The following is a 2,291-nucleotide window of genomic DNA, read 5'->3' on the forward strand; positions in this document are numbered from 1 at the left end:
CGGGCCTGCTCATCGGCGGTGACCAGTGCGAGCATCGGACTCGCGTCGTTGCCGAGCCGCACGGAGGTGACAGCCACCCCGTCCAACCCGAATAGCCGCGTCGTATCGTTGACCAAGCCCGTGGCCTTCCGTTGATCCTTCAAGTCTCAGCAACTCGAATGATCACAGAACGTCACGGGCGCTTCGCTGCCATCAAGACCCTGATCCAGCGGGACGGTCGAACATCACGGCCAACTTAGATGAGCCGGCATCGGCCAAGCCAGGTGTGAACTCCGCAGCTCGGAGGCTAGCCTGAGCCTCCTCGAAGAATAGGACGTCCTGCTGCTTCCCGGCAAGGGCTGCCTCACGATGGCCGATGATTTCATGGCCGAGCCCTCCACGCATCGAGACCAGCGAATTGGCGGATTCGGCGACCGTACTGGGATAGGCGTCCAGCCCTACGTACAAGACGTCTTGCCCGAAGAGACTCGAATACGCGGTATTCATGTTGTCGCTGATGATGATTTTATCTTCCGGCATCCCAAGTTCCAGCGCTGTCTGCCTCGCCTCCTCTCGCTGCCCGTCAGTCAAGAAGTCTTTGTTTCGACCACCTTTGGATACCTGCCAGATGCCGCCTTCCTTGTCCAGCGACCGTCCGGCGGATCCTTCGGCATCTTTTTCAGCATCGGTAAGGGCGTCAGCCTCAGCGCCCTCGCCTTCTTTGCCGAGCTTGCCCAGTACGCGACCACCCGCGAATTGGAGCCCCAACATGCCGGCGCCGAACAGCGCGTCCTTGAAGTGCCCCTGCATGGCATCGCCGGTGATCTCCAACCCGGTTCCGGCCAGGGCTATGAGGTTGTCGGCTTCGGCCAAGCCAGCCGTGACGACGTCCACACCCGGAATCCAGGACGTCGCGAGCGCGAGCACGTCCAGAAACGGAGAGAGGTCGTTGGCTATCTCGGCGATCTTGCCGCCCCATTCAGCCAGGTCCGCGCCAATGTGCTCCCACCAGTGCTTGTTGTGGATGCCGTCCGACTGCGCGTGGTGCAGCGCTTTGGCGCAGTCCTTCGCTGCTGAGAGGCGGTCGTCGTGGGCCTGGTTCGCCTGCGCTGTCAGCGCGGCCATGTGGGCCTTGGCGTTGTTCAGGTTGCTCTGCGCGGTGTCATGCGCGGTCTGGGCGTCGGTGACGGCCTGCGGGTTGGGACTGACGGCGTGGTTCTGATGCGCAGTCTTCAGATCGTCCGCGGAGGTATTGGCGTTGGTGGTGGCGCGTTGGAGATCGACCTGGGCGTCCTGGGCCTGCCGCAGAGCCGAATCAGCCTTGGACTGCGCCGCCTGCAGCTTCGGCGCATAAACGGACAGGGCATCGGAGGCCTCGCTATAGGAGGTGTACAGCTTCTGTAGCCGACCCGGCAGCGGACCATAGGCCGACCTAAATGCATCAGCGGTCTGACCAACCCACTGCAACGCCGCCGTGTCAGAACCGAACGAGTTCAGGCTCCGGCATGCCGACTCCACATCGTGGGCGAAGTCGCCGAACTCCTTGGCCAACGCCTGCACCGACTCCACTACACCAGGTGTCGGATCACCATCCAGACCCAGAATGTCCCAGCCAGATGGACGCACCATTAGTCGAACCCTCCCCCGAATACGCTGCTCTATCCCTGCATCAGCAGCCCCTGGAGCCGACAACACTGGCTCCAGCCCTCCCTACACAACGAGAAACGAGTGTACAAAGCGGTCACGATCTCGGTAACCCCTGAGCATGATTCGGTTGCGCTCTGTACCGGCGTACTGGGAGTCGTCCCCTGCCGGTCGGGGAGATCGAACAGGTCGCGGAGCCGCGCTCGGCGCACCACACTGGTCAAGGCTTCGACGCGAGCGACGGCATCTATGCCGTCGCAAAGCTCCAGAAAATAGTCCCTGACCAGACGAATTCTGATCAGGATTGCGCCTCCCGCGCCTCGCCGCCGAGCGCCCGCCAGACCAGGGTGGCGGTGCGCGTTGGCCAGTCGGTGGGGATGGGGTCGCCGGCGAGGGCGCGGCCGTACCAGGTGCCGGTGCACATGGGGACGGCGAGGGTGAGGTCGGCGTCGTGGTCGATCTGGCCTAGGGCTTGTGCCGCTTGGAGGATGGCTGTGATGCGGTGGCGGCGGGGGTGGATCACTCGCGCTTGGTAGCGCTGTTGGACCTGGGGGTCGGTGTTCTCCTGGAGCATGGTGCCGACCAGGGACAGGCGGCCTGGTCGGGAGACGCCGCGTTGGAAGTCGGTCAGTTCGGCGACCAGGGCGGTGAAGGGGTCGGGGATGGTG

The 2,291-nt window shown here is 63.7% G+C and carries 2 protein-coding genes; both read right to left on the reverse strand.

Annotation, left to right across the window (positions count from 1 at the left end; all coding sequences use genetic code 11):
• Nucleotides 1-192: 192 nt before the first annotated feature.
• Nucleotides 193-1,608, reverse strand: a complete 1,416-nt coding sequence (locus KGQ19_RS50750) for a putative T7SS-secreted protein (RefSeq protein WP_230420568.1) — start codon at nucleotides 1,606-1,608, stop codon at nucleotides 193-195.
• Nucleotides 1,609-1,921: 313 nt separating this feature from the next.
• Nucleotides 1,922-2,291 (reverse strand): TetR-like C-terminal domain-containing protein (locus KGQ19_RS48345; protein ID WP_212022348.1); only part of this gene is annotated, 370 nt, incomplete at its 5' end.

Origin of the sequence: Catenulispora pinistramenti (genome assembly GCF_018274385.1) — a bacterium.
Taxonomy (GTDB): domain Bacteria; phylum Actinomycetota; class Actinomycetes; order Streptomycetales; family Catenulisporaceae; genus Catenulispora; species Catenulispora pinistramenti.